Raw genomic sequence first — 16885 nt, 5'->3', positions numbered from 1 at the left:
CCCCGGGTCAGTGCCCCGCGCCGAGCTTCCCTGCGAGGCGGTCCAGGCGCTCGGTGGTGTCGGGGTTGGCGCCCACGATCGTCACGGTCTTCCCCTTGGCCGCGTACTTCGTGCGGATCGCGTCGAGCGTCGCGACGGTGGACGCGTCCCACACGTGCGCCTTCGTCATGTCGATGACGACGTCGTCCGGGTCACCGGCGTAGTCGAACTGGTAGACGAGGTCGTTGGACGAGGCGAAGAACAGCTCGCCCTCGACGACGTAGGTGCGCGTCCCGCCGTCGGGCCCCGACTTCGTGTCCTCACGGGTGACGGTCGTGAGGTGCGCGACGCGGCGGGCGAACAGCACCGTCGCGACGAGCACCCCGACCACCACGCCGTAGGCGAGGTTGTGGGTCCACACCGTCACGACGACGGTGGCGAGCATGACGGCCGTCTCGGACTTCGGCATGCGCCGCAGCGTGCTCGGCCGGACCGAGTGCCAGTCGAACGTGCCGACGGACACCATGATCATCACCGCGACGAGCGCGGCCATGGGGATGATGGCGACGACGTCGCCGAGCCCCACCACCAGGATCAGCAGGAACACGCCGGCGAGGAACGTCGAGATGCGCGTGCGGGCGCCGACGCCTTCACGTTGATCATCGTCTGGCCGATCATGGCGCAGCCGCCCATGCCGCCGAAGAAGCCCGTGATGACGTTGGCGGCGCCCTGGCCCCACGCCTCGCGCGTCTTGTTCGAGTGCGTGTCCGTGACGTCGTCGACGAGCTTGGCGGTGAGCAGCGACTCGAGGATGCCGACGAGGGCCATCGCGAGCGCGTACGGCGCGATGATCTGCAGCGTCTCGAGGTTCAGCGGCACGTCGGGGAACAGCAGCGACGGCAGCGACTCGGGCAGCTCGCCCTCGTCACCGACCGTCGGCACGGCGATCGCCGCGAGCACCGTGGCCGCGGTGAGGAGCACGATCGCGACGAGCGGGGCCGGGACGACCTTCGTCCACCGCGGCATGAGCACCATGATCGCGATGCCGACGGCGACCAGCGGGTAGACCATCCACGGCACGTCCCGCAGGTGCGGGAGCTGGGAGGTGAAGATGAGGATCGCGAGCGCGTTGACGAAGCCGACCATGACCGAGCGCGGGATGAACCGCATGAGCCTGGCGACGCCGAGCACGCCCAGGACGACCTGGATCACCCCGGCGAGGACGACGGTGGCGATGAGGTACTCGACGCCGTGCTCGCGCACGACCGGCGCGACGACGAGCGCGACCGCACCCGTCGCGGCGGAGATCATCGCGGGCCGCCCGCCGAGGAAGGCGATCGAGACCGCATGGTGAAGGACGCGAACAGCCCGAGCCGCGGGTCCACGCCCGCGATGATCGAGAACGCGATCGCCTCGGGGATGAGGGCGAGCGCGACGACGAGACCGGCGAGGACCTCGGTCCGCAGCCGCCGCGGCGACCGCAGCGCCGCGAGGACGGAGTACGACTCGTCGGCCTCGGGCGCGCCGGTGGCGGGCCGAGGCGACGCGGACGGGGAGGTGACGGCGTCAGGCACGAGGGGAAACTCTACCCTGACGTGAGGGTAGGGTTCGACCGCCTCGATCCGGGAGACTGTCCTCATGACCGACCAGCGAGCCGCCGACCCGCAGCCCACCATGCACATCGGCGCCGTCGCGGAGCGCACCGGCCTGTCGTTGCGCACGCTGCGCCACTACGACGAGGTCGGCCTCGTCCGTCCGTCGGGGCGCTCGGACGGCGGCTTCCGCCTCTACACGGACGACGACGTCGAGCGCCTGCTGCTCGTCCGCCGCATGAAGCCGCTCGGTTTCGCGCTCGAGGAGATGACGGACCTGCTCGACGTCGCCGACCGTCTCGCGGCCCGCGCGGACACGCCGCCGAGCGCCCCCGCGGAGCCGACCGCTCCCGGGGAGCCGGCGACCGCCGACCTGCGCGCGCGGCTCGCGGCCTACGTGCAGGCTGCCGAGGAGCGGCGCGAGGAGCTCGCGCGCAAGCTCGCGTGGGCCGACGAGCTCATCGAGCTGCTGCGCTCGCGCTGACGCGGCCGGGCCGGGCACGGACCACCGGTCACCCGTGAGGCGCTCCCTCGGCGTCCGGCTCGCTCGGGGCGCCGGCGGCGTCGTCGGACTCCACGACGCGCGACGACGCGCCCTCCTCCCCCGCCACCGGGATGCCGCGCTCGTGCGGCTCGTAGTACCGCCCGGTGTACCGGGGGCGCAGGAAGTTCTCGGTCGTCAGCACGGCGTCGACCTGCTCCGCGGTGAGCAGCCCGCGCGCCACGACGACGTCGCGCACCGACGCGCCCGTGCGCGCCGCCTCCGCGCCGACGAGGTCGCCGTTGCGGTGCCCGATGATCTCGTTGAGGTAGGTGACGATGCCGATGGAGTCGAGCACGTGGCGCCGGCACACCTCGACGTTGGCGGTGATCCCCGTGACGCACCGCGTGCGCAGCGTCTCGCACGCGTTCGTCATGAGCCGCAGGGACTCGAACATCGACTGGGCCAGCACGGGCTCCATGACGTTGAGCTGGAGCTGGCCCGCCTCGGCGGCGTGCGTGATCGTCACGTCGTTGCCCATGACCTTGAAGCACACCTGGTTGACGACCTCGGGAATCACCGGGTTGACCTTCGCCGGCATGATCGACGACCCGGCCTGCAGCTGCGGCAGGTTGATCTCCCCGAGCCCGGCGCGCGGCCCGGACGACAGCAGCCGCAGGTCGTTGCAGATCTTCGACAGCTTCGCGGCGAGGCGCTTCACCGCCGAGTGCACCGCCAGGTACGCGCCGTTGTCGTAGGTCGCCTCGACGAGGTTCGCCGCGGGCACGGTCGCGAGGCCGCTCACCTCGGCGAGCCGGCGGGTCGCGGCCTCGGGATAGCCGGGCGGCGTGTTGAGCCCGGTGCCGATGGCCGTCGCCCCGAGGTTCACCTCGAGCAGGAGCTCCGCGGCGACCGTCAGTCGCGTGATCTCCTCGTGCACGTTGACCGAGAACCCGGCGAACTCCTGCCCCAGGCTCATCGGTACCGCGTCCTGGAGCTGCGTGCGGCCCATCTTCAGGACGTCGGCGAACTCGGCCGCCTTCTCGTCGAACGCGACCGCGAGCAGGGCGACGGACTCGACGAGCGTGCCGACGAGCGCGTGCACGGCGAGCCGGAACCCCGTCGGGTAGGCGTCGTTCGTCGACTGCGACTTGTTGACGTGGTCGTTGGGGTTGACGACGTCGTAGCGCCCCTTCGGCAGGCCGACGGCCTCGAGCGCGAGGTTCGCGACGACCTCGTTGGTGTTCATGTTCACCGACGTGCCGGCCCCGCCCTGGAACACGTCGACGGGGAACTGGTCGAGGCAGCGGCCGCGCACGAGGATCTCGTCGCACCCGGCGACGATGGCGTCGGCGACGTCCCCGGGGATCGCGCGCAGCTCCTTGTTCGCGAGAGCGGCGGCCTTCTTCACGAGGACCATGCCGCGGATCATCTCGGGCACGTCGCTGATGGTCGTGCCCGAGATCCGGAAGTTCTCCGTCGCCCGGACCGTGTGGATGCCGTAGTAGGCGCCCGCAGGGATCTCCCGGGCTCCGAGCAGGTCCTCCTCGATCCGCGTCTCCATGCCCGAACGGTAGTCCGACGGCGACGCCTCGCACCCGCCGGTCAGTCGCCGGCCTGCCCCGCCCACGGGTCGTAGCGGAACCGCTCGACGCGCGCGACGCTCGACGTGGCGCGCCCGTGGCTCGTCGCGTGCACGCCGACCCACAGCCCGAGGAACCCGCCCGTCGCCACGCTGTCGAGGGTGCGGGCGTCGGCGACCGCCACCGGCCGGGGCTCCCCCTCGCCGACCGCGGCGGTCAGCTCGAGGTCCGCCCCGCGCGCCCGGAGGCCGAGCGTCACGACGGCGCCGCGCGCCCCGGCCAGGTCGGCGGTGCCGAGCGTGGTCTCCTCGCCGCCGCGGCGGTGGACCGCCACGACGCGCGGCGCGTCGCCGCCGGTGAGGTCCAGGCGCACGTGGTCGTCCTCGGACTGGCGCACCACGAGACCGACGCCCTCGCCGTCGGGCAGGTCGGCGCGCACGTCGGCGCGCACGTCGGCGTCCCGGTGCTGGAGCCGGATCCCGAGGAACGCCGTCGTCGTGGGCTCCGCAAGGGTCGCCGGCCGCACCGGCAGGTCCCAGCCCTCGCCGCGCGCCGCCGCCACCTCGGACGGCAGCGCCCGCACCGACGTCCACCGCGGGTCGTCCGGGAGCACGACGCCGGACGCGACGCCCTGCGCGGGGCCGGGGCCCGCGTCGTCGGCCGCGAACGGCACGTCCACCTCCGACGGGACCCGGCCGACCCCGGGCGCGAACACCGGCCACCCGTCCTCCCGAGCGACCGGCACGAGGAACGTCTCGCGCCCGAGCGGGTAGTGGTAGCCGCCGTAGGGCCGCATGCCGAGCAGCACGGCCCACCACGAGCCGTCGGGCGCCTCGACGAGGTCCGCGTGGCCCACGCCGACGACGTCCGCGCCCCGCCCGAGGTGCCGGTGCGTGAGGACCGGGTTGCCCTTCGACCCCTCGTACGGGCCCGTCACGGACGACGCCCGGGCGACCGACACCGCGTGGTGGATCTCCGTCCCGCCCTCGGCGGCGAGCAGCAGGTAGGTGTCGCCGACGCGGTACAGGTGCGGGCCCTCGGCCCAGACCGCGCCGCGCACCGCTCCCGTCCACAGGACGTGCTCCGGCCCGACGAGCTCCGTCGTCGCGAGGTCGAGCTCGCGCACCCAGACCTCGGTCTGGTGGTACCACTCGGGGTCGCTCCGCAGGCGCGTCCCGTGGATCCAGGCACGCCCGTCCGTGTCGAAGAACAGCGACGGGTCGATGCCGGCCGCCCCGTCCGGGCCCCGCGTGTCGAGCCACACCGGGTCGGACCACGGCCCGGCGGGGTCCGTCGCCGTCATGACGAAGTCGCCGCCCGGCGCGCCCTCGCGCTGCCCGACGAGCGTGCACACGAGCCAGAAGACGCCGTCGTGGTGGCGCAGCGTCGGCGCGTAGAGGCCGCCCGACGACCGGACGCCCTCGTAGTCGAGCTGCCCGGGCCGGTCCACGACGTGCCCGACCTGCTCCCACCGGACGAGGTCGCGGCTGCGGAAGACCGGCAGGCCCGGGAGGTACTCGAACGTCGACGTCACGAGGTAGAAGTCGTCGCCGACCCGGCAGATGCTGGGGTCCGGGTAGCAGCCCGGCAGGACCGGGTTGTGCGCAGCGGTCACGCGGCGCCCCCCGGTCGCGGCGCGGCCGGCTCGACGGCGACCTCGACGAGGCGCGCGTCCTCGGCCCGCACCTCGTGCACGCCTCCGGTCAGCGCGACGACGGCGCGGCGCGTCGTGGCCCCCGGGACCTCGCGGCGGGCGCCCGCGCCTGCGCGACGATCGCTCCCCCGGTGAGATCGTCGATCGGCGCCGCGGCGCTCACGCCCGCGTGCGCGGCGACCCACACCTCGACGTCGCCCGGCTCCACGACGCGCACGAGACGCCGGTCGCTGAACGCGAGCCGCGTCGTCGGGACGCGGAACCGCACGCGCCGGGACTCGCCGGGCGCGAGCTCGACCCGCGCGTACCCGAGGAGCTGGACGACCGGGCGCGGGACCGACCCGAGGAGGTCGCGCCCGTAGAGCTGGACCACCTCGGTGCCCGCGACGTCGCCCGTGTTGGTGACCGTCACGGCCGCGGCGAAGGACCCGTCGGTCGGTGCGGACGCGTCGACGTCGAGGTCGGCGTAGGCGAACGTCGTGTACGACAGGCCGAACCCGAAGGGTCGCACGGGCGTCGGGTCGGTCGACGTGACGTCCGACGGCCCGCCGAGGACCGGGTGCAGGTACGTGTACGGCTGCGCCCCGGCCGCGCGCGGCAGCGAGACCGGCAACCGCCCGGACGGCGTCGCCGCGCCGGTGAGGACGTCGGCGACCGCTCCCGCGCCCTCCTCGCCCGGGAAGAAGGCCTGGAGGACCGCCGCCGGCCGGGCGCCGTCCGCGCGGTCGCCGTCGAGCGCCCAGCCGATCGCGTACGGGCGACCGGTGAGGAGCACGAGCACGACGGGCGTGCCCGTGGCGACGAGCTGCTCCACGAGCGCGCGCTGCACGCCGGGGAGCTCGAGCGACTCGACGTCGTTGCCCTCGCCCACGGTCCCGCGGCCGAACAGCCCGGCGTCGTCACCGACGCACACGATCGCGACGTCCGCGCCCCGGACGACCTCGGCCGCCGCGGCGAAGCCCACCGTGTCGTCCCCGTCGACGGTGCAGCCCGGCGCGTGGACGACCTCGGTGCCCGGGAGCGCCGCGCGCACGGCCTCGACGACCGTCGGCAGCGCGATGCCGGTCGGCGTGCCCGGGTGGTGGGCCAGCACGTGGTTGACGAACGAGTAGCAGCCGAGCAGGGCCTCGGCGCGGTCGGCGTTGGGCCCGACGACCGCGACACGCGAGGGCGCCGCGGCGCCCGCGCCGAGCGGCAGCACGCCGTCGTTCGCGAGGAGCACGAGCGACTCCTGCGCGAGGCGGCGCGCGGTCGCGCGGTGGTCGGGCGGGTCGAGGTCGACGTGCGACGGCGCCTCGCCGGCGAACGCGTCCGGGTCGAGGAGCCCGAGCTCCTCCTTCTGCGCGAGCACGCGCAGCACGGCGGTGTCGACGACGGCCTCGTCCAGCCGTCCCGCGCGCACCCGCTCCGCGAGCGGCTCGAGGTAGGCGTCCCCCGTCGGCAGCTCGACGTCGATGCCCGCCTCGAGCGCGAGCGCCGCCGCCTCCCCGCGGTCCGCCGCGACGCGGTGCATGACCTCGAGGAACGCGACGGCGAAGTAGTCGGCGACCACGACGCCGTCGAACCCCCACCGCCCGCGCAGCAGGTCGGTGAGCAGCTCGCGGCTCGAGCCACCGGGACGCCGTCGATCTCGGCGTAGGAGTTCATGACCGAGCGCGCGCCGCCGTCGCGCACGGCCATCTCGAACGGCGGGAGGAACACGTCGGCGATCTCGCGCGGCCCGGCGCTCACCGGGGCGTGGTTGCGCCCGGCCCGCGAGGCGGAGTAGCCGACGAAGTGCTTGAGCGTCGCGTGCACGCCCGCGCCCTGGAGGCCGCGGACGTACGCGGTGCCGACCGTGCCGACGAGGTACGGGTCCTCGCCCACGCACTCGTCGACCCGGCCCCAGCGCGGGTCGCGCACGACGTCGAGCACGGGCGCGAGGGCCTGGTGCACGCCGAGCGCGCGCATCGACGCACCGACCTGGGCTGCCATCTCCTCGACGAGCGCCGGGTCGAACGACGCGCCCCAGGCGAGCGGGGTCGGGTAGGTGGCGGCCTGCCAGGCCGCCAGGCCAGTGAGCGACTCCTCGTGCACGATCGCCGGGATGCCGAGACGCGTCTCGTGGACGAGGCGCCGCTGCTCGGCCCACAGCCACGCGGCGCGCTCGACCGGGTCGACGGGGCGCGTGCCGTACACGCGCGTGTAGTGGCCGATGCCGTGCCGGGTGATCTCGGGCAGTCGTCCCGGGTCCTGCTGGCCCGCGGTCATCTCCGACTGCATCGGCGCGACCGTGCCGTTCTGGTCGATCCAGTAGCCCACGAGCTGGGCGAGCTTCTCCTCGAGCGTCATGCGTGCGTGCAGCGCGCGCACGCGCTCGGAGACGGCGGGGGCGTGCGCGGCCGGCGCGGCGGGAGCCGGGGTGGCCTCGGGGGGTGCGGGTGCCGCCGTGGCGGCGGGTACGACGTCGGTCACGGGACCGGTTCTCCTTCGGTGGTGCGGTGAGCTGCGTCAGCCCTTCACGGCGCCCTGCAGGCCGCTGACGATGCGCTTCTCGAGCGCGAGGAAGAACACGAGCGCCGGGATCATCGCGAGCGACGTGAACGCGAGGACGCCCGCGGTGTCGGAGGCGTGCTCGGTCGAGAAGTCGGCGACGCCGAGCGGCAGCGTCTTGGCGGACGGGTCGTTGAGGATGAGCAGCGGCAGGAGGTAGCGTTCCAGGACGCGACGAACGCGAGCACGCCGACGGTCACCATGCCGGGCCCGGACAGGGGCAGCAGGATCCGCCAGAAGAAGCCGATCCGCGACGTGCGTCGAGCAGCGCCGCCTCCTCGAGCTCCTTGGGCAGCGCCATGAGGAACGGCCGCAGGATGACGATCGTCATCGGCAGCAGCGAGCGCCTGCGGCAGCGCCACGCCCCAGAACGTGTTGTTGAGCTGGAGGTCCCGCACCATGAGGAACAGCGGGATGATCGCGACCGTGAGCGGGAAGAGCAGCCCCAGCGTGAACACGAGGAACAGCGCGTCGCGCCCGCGGAACCGGTAGCGGGCCAGCGGGTACGCGGCCATGACGCCGAGGACCGAGACGACGACCGTCGTCACGAGCGCCACGACGGTCGAGTTCAGCGCGTACCGCCAGAAGCTCTCGGACGTGAGCACGTTCGTGTAGTTGCTCAGCACCCACGGGTCCGGGAGGCTCACGGGCTCGGAGGCGAGCTGCGCGTTGGTGCGGAACCCGCCGAGGACCGCGTAGACCACCGGGCCGAGCGTCGCCGCGACGACGAGCAGCGCGATCGCGTAGACGAGGGGGCTGCCACCTGCGAACGCGTTCGAGCGCCGGGGGGCGCCGCGCCGGCTCGTCGCCGGACGCGTGCGGTGCGCCCGCCGGGGGCGCGAGGACGGGGGCGGTCATGACGCGACCTCCTTGTTGTCGCGGCGCAGGACGAAGACCTGGTAGAGCGCGGCGAGGACGAACGAGATGGCGAACAGCAGCACCGCGACGGCGGACGCGTAGCCGTAGAGGCTGCGGTCGGTGCCCTGGTTGATGAGGTACGTCGCCATCGTGACGGTCGAGTTCGCAGGTCCGCCCTTGGTGAGGATCCAGACCATGTCGAAGAGCTGCAGGGAGCCGATCATCGACAGGAAGCCCCACGTGCGGATGGTCGGGCCGAGCAGCGGGATCGTGATCCTGCGCTGCACCTGCCACCACGACGCGCCGTCGAGCTGCGCGGCCTCGTAGAGCTCCTCGGGCACGCCCTGGAGACCGGCGAGGAAGAGGATCACGGCGAGCCCGAGGTACTTCCACGTGAGGACGACGAGCACGGTGTACAGCGCGACGTCGGGGTCGCCGAGCCACAGCTGCGTGAAGCTGCCCAGTCCCACCGCCTCGAGGAGCGCGTCGACCGGACCGCGCGGCTGCAGGAGCATGAACCACACCACGCCCGCGACGACCTCCGCGAGCACGTACGGCACGAAGATCACGACGCGCAGGAAGGTGCGCCCCCACATCTCCCGGTTGAGCAGCAGCGCGATGCCGAGCCCGAGGGGGAGCTGGACGAGGATCGACAGCACGACGATCGTCAGGTTGTGCTGGACCGCGCTCGTGAAGACGTCGTCGCCGAGCGCCCGCACGTAGTTCTGGAACCCGACGAAGTCGTCCATCGGGCCGAGGCCGTTCCAGTCGTACAGCGAGTAGCGCCCCGCCTGCACGACCGGCACGACGACGAAGACCGCGAACAGCGCGAGCGCCGGGGAGACGAAGAACAGGATCTCGAGCCGCTTGCGCCACGCCGGGCTCACGCCGCGGCGCCCGCGCGGGGCCCCTCCCGCCGCCGGCCGCGCGGGCGCGCGGTCGGCGGCGGGACGGACGGCCGTGCTGGGCGTGGCAGCAGCGGCGGCGTCCCGGAGGGCGCGCGCGTCGTCTGCCACGCTCATCACGCGGTGCCGGCCGCGGACTGGATCGCGTCGACGATGTCCTGCGGCGACGCCTCACCGGCGAACATGAGCGCGATCTCGTCGTTCATCGCGCCGCCGACGTTCTCGCCGAACGCCGTGTCGAAGTAGAGCTGGACGTACGGCGCCTCGTCGCGGACCGTGAGCAGGTCGGCGAGGGCGGGGTCCGCCACCGCGCCGCTCGCGGCGGGGTTGGTGGGCAGGCCCATCGAGTTCTCGGCGAAGCCCGTCTGGACCTCGTCGGAGAGCAGGTACTCGATGAAGTCGACGCACTCCGGCGGGGCGTCCGCCGCGCACGCCCACGCGTCGCCGCCGCCCAGCGCCGCGGCGGGGTCGCCGTCGCCGGTCTCCACCGTGGGGAACGCGAACCAGCCGGTGTTCTCCCCCAGCCCCTCGCCGTCCTCGGTGAGCCCCTGCATGACGCCCGGCTCCCAGTGGCCGGCCAGCTCCATGGCGACCTGGCCGGTCGCGAGGAGCCCGGAGGCGCTCGTGGGGCCCGACTGCGCCGGCGTGGCGAGGAAGCCCGCGTTGAAGGGCTCGGTCGCGATGAACGACTCGAGGTCCTCGCCGGCACGCAGGAAGCACTCGTCCGAGAAGTCGAGCGAGGTGACCGCGTCGGTCAGGACGTCCTGCGAGCACTCGCGCAGGCCGTAGTAGTACCAGTAGTGCGCGGCGGGCCACTTGTCGCCGGCGCCGACGGAGATCGGCTCGATGCCCGCGTCCTTCAGCGCCTGGACGGCGTCGTCGAGCTCCGCCTGCGTCGTCGGCACCTCGGTGATCCCGGCCTGCTCGAACAGCGCCGTGTTGTACCAGAAGCCGACGACCCCGACGCTGAACGGCAGCGCGTACGTCTTGTCCTCGACCTGCCAGCCGGCCACCGAGCCACCCAGCTTCTCGATGGTGTCCGCGGCCTCGTCGGAGAGGTCCATGGTCAGGCCGGCCTCGACGTGGGAGGCCAGCTCGCCCCCGCCGCGCTCCATGTAGACGTCGGGGGTGTCGCCGGTCTGGAACGCCGCGTCGAGCTTCGTGAGCATGTCCTCGTGCTGCATGGCCTGGACGTCGATCGTGACGCCCGGGTTGGCGGCCTCGAAGTCCGCGGCCACCTGCTCGTAGAACCCGCGCCCGGGCTCGTTGTTGGAGTTGTGCCACCAGGTGAGGGTGACGTCGCCGTCGCCCTGCGCCTCGTCGCCTCCGGAACCGCTGCCGCACGCCCCGGCCAGCAGGGCCACGGTCGCACCGAGCGCCAGCACGGAGGCCGCACGCCTGTTCCTCGTCATCGGGGATCTCCTCGGTCGTCGTTGACGGATCACCGTGAGTGTGGCTCGCGGCACAGCCCCGTGTCAATCGTTGTCGATAACGTTTTCGACACGTCGAGCCTGCGGGCCTGGCGCGCGTCCGGGACGAGTCGGCAGCACGCGTTAGGGTCTGGTCCATGCGACCGACCGGGAGAGTGACCATCGGCGACGTCGCGCGCAGCGCGGGCGTCTCCGTGGCCACCGTCTCGAAGGTGATCAACGACCGGTACGGCGTCGCGCCCGAGACGTCGGCGCGCGTCCACGAGGTCATCGCGGACCTCGGCTACGAGTCGTCGATCGTCGCGCGCAGCCTGCGCAGCCGGCGCACCAACGTGATCGGCATCCTCGTCGCGGAGTTCGAGCCGTTCTCCACCGAGCTGCTCAAGGGCATCTCCGAGGCCGTGGAGGAGACGGGCTACGAGCTGCTCGCCTACTCCGGCGGGCTGCGGCGCGACGACCGCATCGGCTGGGAGCAGCGCTACCTCTCGCGCCTCGCCGGGACGCTCATCGACGGGGCGATCCTCGTCACGCCGACGGTCGTCGCGCCGGACGGCTCCATCCCCGTCGTCGCGGTCGACCCGCACCGGGGGCCGTCCGGTCCCCCGACGGTCGACTCCGACAACGTCGCGGGCGCGCGCGCCGCGACGGAGCACCTCGTCGCGCTCGGGCACCGGCGCATCGGGTTCCTCGGCGGGCGCCCCGACCTCGAGTCGGCCCGCCTGCGCGAGCAGGGATACCGCGAGGCGCTGGGCGCCGCGGGCATCCCCGTCGACCCGGACCTGCTGCGCGTCGGCGGCTACCGGGCCGACCTCGCCGATCTCCCCGCGCACGAGCTGCTCTCCCTGCCCGACCGGCCGACCGCCGTCTTCGCGGCCAACGACCTCTCCGCGATCCGCACCATGGAGGTCGCGCGGGAGCTCGGCCTGCGCGTGCCCGACGACGTCTCGGTCGTCGGGTTCGACAACGTGCCGGAGTCCGCGCTGACCGACCCCCCGCTGACGACCGTGAGCCAGCCCATCCACCGCATGGGCGCGGAGGCGTTGCGGATGGTGGTCGACCTCGTCGAGGGCCGCCCGCGCGACGCGCACCTGCGGCTGCCCACGAGCCTCGTCGTGCGCGGAAGCACGCGGGCGCTCTGACCGCACGCCCGCGTGAGGGTGCACCACGGAAGCGCACCACGGAACCGTCACCCGAGCGCCACGGAACCGTCACGGCATCGCCGTGACCTGTGCCGCGGAGCCGGAATCCTCCGGCGCGTCGGGACGTTATGTCATGCAGATCCTGACTACCCGACCGAGGAGGTCACATGGTCCAGGCTGCCCGAGGAGCACGTCGCCGCGTCGCCCGCCGCGTCCAGGTCGAGAACGACTTCGGCGAGATCATGCACTACGTCCGCCACACCGGCGGCGGCCTCGTGTCACCGCGCGCCGACGTCCCCGACGACGTGCCCGTCGGCGACGGCACCTACGTCGAGGCCGGCGCCCACGTCGGACCGGGCTGCCGCGTCGGCGGAGGGAGCTGGATCGACGAGGACGTCACGCTCGGTCGCGACGTCCGCGTCGGGGACAACGTCCGCATCGGCCCCGGCACGCGTGTCGGCGACCGCGCGCACGTCGGCAGCGGCGCGCGCGTCGGCGGGCGCGTCGTCGTCGAGCCGGACGTCCACGTGCTGCCCGACACCGTCGTCGCGGACGACGCCGTCCTGCGCCGTCGGGCGGGGAGCCGTTCCGGGTTCGACGTCGCCGCGTAGCGGGGCCCGCCCCTCCCGGCGCACGCGGCGGCGCCGGGATGAAACCCAGGTTTCACCGCCGAACCCCGGGTTGCGTGCCGTTCCACGACGAGAACGGCACGCAACCCGGGGTTCGGCACGTCCGGGCGGCTCCGGGGGTCCGGCGCGTCCGGGGCGGCTACCCGGCGGGGACGACCTCGAGCGCGTCCGGGCCCAGGACCGGGGCGTTGTCACGGAAGACGTTCCCCGGGTCCACCCGTCGCTTGGCGCGCGGAGCCGCTCGAGCGTCGCCGGCGGGAACGCGTCCGCGACCCGCTCCGGTCGCCGGTCCGTGTCGAAGCTGAGGTAGGAGCCCACGAACAGGTCGGCCAGCGCGTCCCACCGCGCGTCGAGCCGGGCGTGGCTCGACCCCATCGCGGCGACCGAGAAGTTCGCCGAACGGTGCGCGTACGCGGTCGCGTCGGGAGGCACGTCCGAGGTGGCGCCGCCCGTCGACCGGATCTGGAAGAAGTACGTGTCGCCGCTGGCGACCAGACCGGCGAGCCGTCCCGCCGCGGCCGGGCTGAGGTGCTCGAGCAGTCCCGAGCGGGCGACCGGCTCCCCCTCGCCCCCGTGCGGCGCTCGCGGCGGCGCCTGCACGACGGCGGCGTAGGGCAGGACCTGCGCCGTGGCCTGCTGGAGCAGCGGGCCGATCGCCGCGAACGGCTGGAGACGCTCGAGCACGACGTCGGGGTCGGCGGAGTCGACCATCGTCATCGTCTGGGCGACGACCGGCCGGCCGGGGCGCGGCCGGCCCATGAGGAGGAAGCTCGTCGTGTCGCGCGGAGCCGCCTCGACCGTCGCGCCCCAGCGCACGAGGAGGTCCGCCGTGTCCGACGCGTCGTGCACCATCTGCGCGAACCCGACCGCCGGGACCTCGTCGGCGACGAGCTCGAACGACGTGACGATCCCGAGGTTCGCCCCCGCGCCCCGCACGCCCCAGAACAGCTCGGGGTCGTCCGACGCGCTCGCCCGGACGACGGAGCCGTCGGCGAGCACCATCTCGACCGCGCGGACGTGGTCGATCGTCAGCCCGTGCGCGCGCCCGAGGAAGCCGATGCCGCCCGCCGTCGCGAGTCCGCCGACGCCGACGCCGCCGAAGTCGCCGGACGTGATCGCCCAGCCGCGCGGCGCGAGCGCGGCGGCGACGTCGCCCAGCGCGCGCCCGGCCCCAGGCGCACGAGGCGCTCGCGCTCGTCGAGCACCTCGATCGCGTCCAGGGCGCCCAGGTCGACGACGATCCCCCCGTCGTTCGTGGAGCGTCCGCTGATGCCGTGGCCGCCGGAGCGGATGGAGAGCGGGACGCGCCGCGTCACCTCCTGGGCCCGCGCGAACGCGAGCGCCTCGACGACCTCGGCGGTGTCGCGGGGGCGCAGGACGAGGCCCGGCGCGCCGCCGCGCAGGTACGTCGACCGGACCGCGACGTGCGCGGCGTCGCCCGGCTCCACCGCGCGCTCCGCGAGGGAGGGCGGGACCGCGTCGTAGGCGATGCCGGCCCGACGGCGCGCGCGCACCGCCGCCGGGACCACGCGGCCCGTGTCCGTGCCCGCCGCGGCACGCCCGCGCGCGGTCGCGTCCCGCAGCGCCGGGACGACCTCTTCGGCGAAGCGACGGGTCGTCGCCTCGTCGTCCGACGCGAGGATCACGGTGGACACGCCCTCGTCGAGGACGAGCGGGAGCAGCTGCTCGACCCACACCTCGGGCGGGCCGACGATGTCGGGGCCGCGAGCGCCGTCGGGCCGCGGGAGCGGCCGGAGGAGGGGGCACCCGCACGACCGGTGCCGGTGAAGGCCCCCGACACGTTGAGCAGTCGCGCGATCTCGCGCGGGTCGCGACCCGCACCGACCGCGGCCTCGTCGATCGCGGCGTTGCCGGCGCGCAGGCCGTCGACCCCGACGCGGTTCAGCGACGGGAGCCAGCCGTCCGCGACCTCGCCCGTGAGCCGCAGCATGCGGGGGCCGAGCGCCCCGAGCCAGACGGGAATCCGGCGCGTGGTCGCGGGGCCGGGCTCGGCGCCGGCGAGGGTGTGGTGCACGCCGGCGACACGGACGGCGCCGCGCGCGCCGGCCGGCTCCCCGCCCTCGCCCCACAGCGCGCGGACCACCGTGACGGCCTCCGCGAGCGCGTCGACGCTCTCGCCCGCCGAGAGCCGGCGCGCGCCCATCGCCTCCATCGCGTCCCAGGACGCCCCCGCGCCGAGCGCGAGGTCGACGCGCCCGTCCGAGAGCAGGTCCAGGCTCGCGACGGCGCGCGCGAGCACGGCCGGCGGGCGCATCGGCACGTTCGCGACGTCCGGCGCGACGTGGACGCGCTCGGTGGCCGACGCGACGTACGACAGCAGCGTCCACGTGTCGAGGAACCGTGGCTGGTACGGGTGGTCCGGGAACGTCACGAGGTCGAGCCCGAGATCCTCGGCCAGGCGCGCGCGGGCGACGGTCGTCGCGGGATCGTCGGCGAGCGGCGTGACGAACGTGCCGAACCGCAGGGCGTGGCCGTAGTCGCTCATGCGTGCGGTCCGCCCGGGAGGCGGGCGTCGTCGGCGCGGCCGACCGGCGCGGTGCCCCGCCGGGACCGCTCCGCCGCCACGATCTCGCGCGCGGCGGGCGCCACCTCCTGCCCGACGACGGCGAGCGTCGCCGGGTCGTCGGCCATGACGACGTACGTGGACACGCCGTGCTCGAGCGTGACGGCCGCGACCTGCTCGGCCCACTGCCCCGGCGTGCCCTGGAGGAATCCGTCGCCGGCCTCCGCCGTGAACCGCCCGCCGACGTTGAGCAGACGCCGCACCGCGCCGGGGTCGCGTCCGGCGGTGCGCGCCGCGTCGTCGATCGTGGCGCTGCCGCGCGCGAGCGCGTCGAGGCTGCGCAGGTAGGGCAGGGACGGCAGCCAGCCGTCGGCCTTCGCCCCCACGAGCCGCAGCATGCGCGGCTTGAGCGCGCCGAGCCAGATCTCGACGTCGTGCGCGGGAGCCGGGCCGCGCTTGGCGCCGTCGACCCGGTGGTGGTCGCCGCCCGCGACGAGCCGCTCGCGGGTCGTGGTGTCCCACAGCCCGCGCACGACGTCGATCGCCTGCTCGAGCGCGTCGACGCTCTCCCCCGGGGTCAGTCGCGTCCCGCCCATGGCCACGACGGGATCCCAGAACCCGCCCGCCCCGAGTCCGAGCTCGACCCGCCCGCCCGAGAGCCGGTCGAGGCTCGCGACGGCACGGGCGAGGACCGCCGGCGGGCGGAGCGGCAGGTTGAGCACGTTGCCCGCGAGGCGCACGCGCTCGGTGCGCGCCGCGACCCAGGACAGCAGGGTCCACGTGTCGAGGAACGCCGGCTGGTACGGGTGGTCCTGGAACGTCACGAGGTCGAGCCCGGCCCGCTCGGACGTGACCGCGAGGTCGACCACGTCGCGGGGTGACGCGGCGGAGGGCGTGATGAACGAGCCGAAGCGGAGCTCGTGGCCGTAGTCCATGGAACCTCGATCCATCGTGATGCGTGGTTGGACAGAACATATCGACAACAGATCGATGGAGCAACAGCATTCCCGGCGCTACCCTTGGGCAGATGGCCACCACGACCACCGGGCGCTCCGAGGCCACGGGCGCGCCGCACGCCGCAGAGCACACCCTCGGTCGCCACGAGGATCTCGGCTGGCACCTCGGCGTCCTGCTCCGGGCCTACCGCGCCACGGTCGAGGAGACCCTCGACGACGTGCCGCACGGCACGCGCGGCTACCAGGTGCTCGTGACGGTCGCCCAGGGCGAGCAGCCCACGCAGCCCGCGCTCGCCGAGCACCACGCATCGACCGCACCGTCATGACGTACCTCGTCGACGACCTCGTCGCGGCCGGGCTCGTGGAGCGGCAGCAGAACCCGGCCGACCGGCGGGCGAGGCGCGTCGTGGCCACGCCGGCCGGGCGTCGTCGGCTCGCCGAGCTGGCGGGCCGCGTGCACGACGCCGAGGACTCGCTCCTGGGGGCGCTGTCGCCCGAGGAGCGCCGCACGTTCCGTACCCTGATGCGCCGCGTCGCGTGCGACCTGCGCGACGTGGACGCCGGGACCGACCCGTGCGTCGTCGCGGACGCCGAGGCCGCCGGGAGCTGAGCCCCGGCACCGC

Annotated in this window: 11 protein-coding genes and 4 pseudogenes; 5 read left to right on the top strand and 10 right to left on the bottom strand. The window is 74.3% G+C overall.

Annotated elements, in window-relative coordinates; genetic code table 11:
• Window positions 1-7: 7 nt before the first annotated feature.
• Window positions 8-1619: pseudogene (locus tag BJF88_RS08210) on the bottom strand (SulP family inorganic anion transporter).
• On the opposite strand from BJF88_RS08210, the gene BJF88_RS08205 reads away from it, so the two are divergent.
• On the top strand, window positions 1618-2055 hold the full coding sequence (locus tag BJF88_RS08205; RefSeq protein ID WP_075828456.1) for a MerR family transcriptional regulator: 438 nt from the start codon (window positions 1618-1620) through the stop codon (window positions 2053-2055). The pseudogene BJF88_RS08210 and the gene BJF88_RS08205 overlap by 2 nt on opposite strands.
• A gap of 28 nt (window positions 2056-2083) precedes the next feature.
• Here BJF88_RS08205 and aspA read toward each other — a convergent pair whose 3' ends face one another.
• The 6 genes and pseudogenes from aspA to BJF88_RS08175 form a co-directional block, all read right to left on the bottom strand.
• A complete protein-coding gene (aspA, locus tag BJF88_RS08200; protein ID WP_083648989.1) occupies window positions 2084-3616 on the bottom strand; it encodes an aspartate ammonia-lyase in 1533 nt (510 codons plus the stop codon).
• A gap of 41 nt (window positions 3617-3657) precedes the next feature.
• The gene (locus tag BJF88_RS08195) at window positions 3658-5250 is read right to left on the bottom strand and encodes a glycoside hydrolase family 43 protein (RefSeq protein WP_075828455.1); all 1593 of its coding nucleotides are present in this window, start codon (window positions 5248-5250) and stop codon (window positions 3658-3660) included.
• Window positions 5247-7620, bottom strand: a pseudogene (locus BJF88_RS08190) (glycoside hydrolase family 3 N-terminal domain-containing protein). The gene BJF88_RS08195 and the pseudogene BJF88_RS08190 overlap by 4 nt, the downstream one beginning before the upstream one ends.
• A 159-nt stretch (window positions 7621-7779) precedes the next feature.
• Window positions 7780-8561: pseudogene (locus tag BJF88_RS08185) on the bottom strand (carbohydrate ABC transporter permease).
• A gap of 114 nt (window positions 8562-8675) precedes the next feature.
• Complete coding sequence (locus BJF88_RS08180) at window positions 8676-9701, bottom strand: carbohydrate ABC transporter permease (RefSeq protein ID WP_075828469.1); 1026 nt, start codon at window positions 9699-9701, stop codon at window positions 8676-8678.
• A complete protein-coding gene (locus BJF88_RS08175; RefSeq protein ID WP_075828454.1) occupies window positions 9701-10996 on the bottom strand; it encodes an ABC transporter substrate-binding protein in 1296 nt (431 codons plus the stop codon). The genes BJF88_RS08180 and BJF88_RS08175 overlap by 1 nt, the downstream gene beginning before the upstream one ends.
• Window positions 10997-11151: 155 nt before the next feature.
• On the opposite strand from BJF88_RS08175, the gene BJF88_RS08170 reads away from it, so the two are divergent.
• Together BJF88_RS08170 and BJF88_RS08165 are read left to right on the top strand one after the other, a co-directional pair.
• Entirely contained in the window at window positions 11152-12153 is a 1002-nt protein-coding gene (locus BJF88_RS08170; protein WP_075828453.1) for a LacI family DNA-binding transcriptional regulator, read from the top strand.
• Window positions 12154-12320: 167 nt separating this feature from the next.
• Window positions 12321-12764, top strand: a complete 444-nt coding sequence (locus BJF88_RS08165; protein WP_075828452.1) for a DapH/DapD/GlmU-related protein — start codon at window positions 12321-12323, stop codon at window positions 12762-12764.
• A gap of 1044 nt (window positions 12765-13808) precedes the next feature.
• On the opposite strand, the pseudogene BJF88_RS23315 reads toward BJF88_RS08165, so the two are convergent.
• The 3 genes and pseudogenes from BJF88_RS23315 to BJF88_RS08155 form a co-directional block, all read right to left on the bottom strand.
• A pseudogene (locus tag BJF88_RS23315) lies at window positions 13809-14230 on the bottom strand (FAD-binding oxidoreductase); the annotation flags it as partial.
• A 194-nt stretch (window positions 14231-14424) separates the two neighbouring features.
• Window positions 14425-15288: an LLM class flavin-dependent oxidoreductase gene (locus BJF88_RS23310; protein ID WP_369824520.1), complete on the bottom strand. Its 864-nt coding sequence runs from the start codon at window positions 15286-15288 to the stop codon at window positions 14425-14427.
• Window positions 15285-16241 carry an LLM class flavin-dependent oxidoreductase gene (locus BJF88_RS08155; protein ID WP_075828451.1) on the bottom strand — a complete coding sequence of 319 codons (957 nt, stop codon included), beginning with the start codon at window positions 16239-16241 and terminating at the stop codon, window positions 15285-15287. Before BJF88_RS08155 ends, BJF88_RS23310 begins: the two co-directional genes overlap by 4 nt.
• Window positions 16242-16333: 92 nt before the next feature.
• On the opposite strand from BJF88_RS08155, the gene BJF88_RS20370 reads away from it, so the two are divergent.
• Both BJF88_RS20370 and BJF88_RS20365 read left to right on the top strand, forming a co-directional pair.
• Complete coding sequence (locus BJF88_RS20370; protein ID WP_222843962.1) at window positions 16334-16588, top strand: hypothetical protein; 255 nt, start codon at window positions 16334-16336, stop codon at window positions 16586-16588.
• A complete protein-coding gene (locus BJF88_RS20365) occupies window positions 16585-16872 on the top strand; it encodes a MarR family winged helix-turn-helix transcriptional regulator (protein WP_222843961.1) in 288 nt (95 codons plus the stop codon). The genes BJF88_RS20370 and BJF88_RS20365 overlap by 4 nt, the downstream gene beginning before the upstream one ends.
• Window positions 16873-16885 lie beyond the last annotated feature (13 nt).

Source organism: Cellulosimicrobium sp. CUA-896, from assembly GCF_001942335.1.
Taxonomy (GTDB): Bacteria; Actinomycetota; Actinomycetes; order Actinomycetales; family Cellulomonadaceae; genus Cellulosimicrobium.
The sequence above is the reverse complement of the archived record's forward strand: the minus strand, read 5'-3'. Positions and strand labels throughout refer to the sequence as shown.